This window comes from Bradyrhizobium sp. (assembly GCF_030697065.1).
Lineage (GTDB): Bacteria > Pseudomonadota > Alphaproteobacteria > Rhizobiales > Xanthobacteraceae > Bradyrhizobium.
Genome location: NZ_JAUYQU010000137.1, coordinates 1 through 2233, shown reverse-complemented (window position 1 = coordinate 2233; position 2233 = coordinate 1). Strand labels below are relative to the sequence as shown.

Below are 2233 nucleotides of genomic sequence, written 5' to 3'. Positions count from 1 at the left end.
CCACAATTTGGCGCCGACATCGAGCGGCCCCGGCATCGCCGATTTGCCGGCGGTCGCGGTCAGTCCCATCAGCTTGGCGTATTCCGGCGTCATGGTGGCGACGGCGCCGGTGCCGCGGGTGGCGATATGCCAGATGCCGATGAAGGCGAGGAACAACGCGATCGACACGATCGCGGCGCGCAGGCGGAGCGAGGATGTCATGGGGTACGCCCCCTCAGCGCGTCGTCCCGGCGAACGCCGGGACCCAAAATCCCCGGTGCTACGAGTTGCAAAAGGTCTCTGCCCGCGCGCCCGATCGAGATCCTGCGGCGTATGGGTCCCGGCGTTCGCCGGGACGACGGGCACAAATGCTTTCGCACCATCCGCATCACGACGCCTTCCTGATCTTGAAGCTGTTGAGATATTCCTCGGGCTTGGCCGGATCGAAGGTCTTGCCCATCACCGAGAAACTCTTGGTGGTGGTGGTCGGCGGCGTCAGCCCGGCTTCCTTCATCAGCCTCGTGGCGTCGGTCGCGAGATAGACCTGGGAGGCGATGCCGGCATAGTCGATGTCGCCCTTGACCTGACCCCAGCGCTTCATCTGCGTCATGATCCAGATCGCGAAGGACTGCCAGGGGAACGGATCGAAATCGACGCGGTTCGGCTGCTTCACGACATTGCCGAGGCCATCGGCGAAGGTGCCGGTGAGGATCTGCTCCAGCACGATCTGCGGCTGGTTCAGGTAGTTCGCCGGGGCGATCGCTTCGGCGATCTGCTTGCGGTTCTCGGCCTTGTGCGCGAACGCGGTGGCTTCGATGATCGACTTCAGCAGCGCGCCATAGGTGTTCGGCATCGAGGTGACGAATTCCTTCGAGGCGGCGAAGGCGCAGCAGGGATGTCCCTCCCAGATGTCCTTGGTGAGGATGTGAATGAAACCGACGCCGTCATAGACCGCGCGCTGGTTCATCGGGTCGGGGCCGAGGAAGCCGTCGATGTTGTCGGCGCGCAGGTTGGCGACCATTTCCGGCGGCGGCACGGCGCGGATCTGGACGTCGGCGTCGGGGTCGATGCCATGCTCGGCGAGATAGTAGCGCAGCAGGTAATTGTGCATCGAGAAGTCGAACGGAACGGCAAACTTGAAGCCTTTCCAGTCCTTGGGGTTGCGCTTGTCCTTGTGCTTGACCGACAGCGTGATGGCCTGGCCGTTGATGTTCTCCACCGCCGGCATGGTGTAGGGCTGCGGGTTGGAGCCGACGCCCATGGTGATGGCGAGCGGCATCGGCGACAGCATGTGCGCCGCGTCGTATTCCTTGTTCATGGTCTTGTCGCGAATGACGGCCCAGCCGGCGGTCTTGATCACTTCGACGTTGAGGCCGTTCTTGGCGTAAAACCCCATCGGCGCCGCCATGATGATCGGGGTGGCGCAGGTGATCGGAATGAAGCCGACCTTGAGGTCCTTCTTTTCCAGCGGCCCGCCTTGTGCGAACGCCTCGGTCGCGGCCTGCAGCGGGAAGAATTGCGAGACCGCCGCGACCGCGGTGGCGGCGCCGACCGATTTCAGGAACGCGCGGCGCGCGGCATCCTGCGGAAACATCGCGCGCATGACGGCGGAAGCGACCACGCCCTGGTAGCGGGCTTCCTCCGACGCGGCGACGGCCGGCTGCAGCGACAGCTGGGCGGCGGTATCGTGTTCGGCCTCGTTGATATGCTGACCGCAGCTGCAGCCCTGGGAATGGAGACGGCGGGCGGGATCGAACGGATTGTCGAACGTGGACATGAAACCTCCTGCGTATGCTGCCCAATCGTTACGCAAGGAGCGTGCCAGCGCCGATGATCCGCCTTTCTCCAATGAACGCAGCGATTGCCGCCAATGTTGTTGTCTACGAAAATTCGTGATATACGAGAATTCGTAGTCGAATTACGAATTTTCGGAGTAAAGGGCGATGGATCTGGCGCCGCTCCCCTCAGCCGCGACGATGCGCGAACGCGACCTGCGCACCCTCACCTTCGACTACCTGACCGAGCCGACCCTGCTGCTCGACCCCCATGCCGATGAGATCATCGACGCCAACCCGGCGGCCTGCGCGCTGCTCGGCTACGACCGCGCGCTGCTGCGGGAGACGCGGATCAGCGCGCTGCACGCCGGACAATTGCCGGCGCTGATCGTGTTCACCCAGGCCGTCCTCGCCAGGGGCAGCTACTGGACCAACGCGTTGACGCCGCGCCATGCCACCAGCCAGCCGCTGCGGCTGGA

Annotated in this window: 2 protein-coding genes and 1 pseudogene; 1 reads left to right on the top strand and 2 read right to left on the bottom strand. The window is 64.2% G+C overall.

The annotated features are described in order from the left end of the window. Together Q8R73_RS11030 and Q8R73_RS11025 are read right to left on the bottom strand one after the other, a co-directional pair. Nucleotides 1-201, bottom strand: a pseudogene (locus tag Q8R73_RS11030) (nitrate ABC transporter, permease protein); the annotation flags it as partial. Nucleotides 202-367: 166 nt separating this feature from the next. Next, complete coding sequence (locus Q8R73_RS11025) at nucleotides 368-1756, bottom strand: CmpA/NrtA family ABC transporter substrate-binding protein (protein WP_305719575.1); 1389 nt, start codon at nucleotides 1754-1756, stop codon at nucleotides 368-370. A gap of 199 nt (nucleotides 1757-1955) precedes the next feature. Between Q8R73_RS11025 and Q8R73_RS11020 the strand changes: the two genes are divergently transcribed. Beyond that, a partial coding sequence (locus Q8R73_RS11020) for a PAS domain-containing protein (RefSeq protein WP_305719576.1) occupies nucleotides 1956-2233 on the top strand: 278 nt, incomplete at its 3' end.

What these genes read in the sequence shown, in the direction of transcription:
- Q8R73_RS11025 (WP_305719575.1), bottom strand. Translation starts at nt 1,756, where the DNA reads ATGTCCACGTTCGACAATCCGTTCGATCCCGCCCGCCGTCTCCATTCC.